We start from the raw sequence: 444 nt of genomic DNA on the forward strand, positions 1-444 counted from the left end.
TACACCAACTGTTCGAAGTGCGGCAGACGTTGCAGGCGGGCAGGGCCCGTAAGCGCATCGCTGAGGGTAGAGATATGGTTAAAGCCAACTTTTTGCAGGCGGGAATTGACAGCCTGCATGTCGTTCTCGCTTCCATACAGCGCCACCGGCGCATCGGTGCTGAGTTGATGTGACTTAACCCAGGCGCTGAGTTGTTCATCATTCATCTTTTCTAGCCAGGCAGCAGACAGGTTCAGAGCGGAAGGTTCGTGTCCTGAAGGGCCATTAAGCGACTGCGGCCAGCCGTTGTAAAAAGCGCTCTGACGGGCATCGATCGCCGCGCCTTGCTTTTGGTGTAACTGGTCGAGGGTGAGCGTCTGTGCTGTTTCAGCAGCCCAGGAGGAAGCGCACGCGAGCCCTAAAGCAAGTGCCAGCGCGGTCATTTGAGAAACACGTTCCATCGAA

1 pseudogene is annotated in these 444 nt (G+C 56.3%); it reads right to left on the bottom strand.

The annotated features are described in order from the left end of the window. Window positions 1-440, bottom strand: a pseudogene (locus tag ACU8YC_RS27745) (sulfurtransferase); the annotation flags it as partial. Window positions 441-444: the final 4 nt, after the last annotated feature.

It is taken from the genome of Citrobacter sp. VF227 (assembly GCF_052950715.1).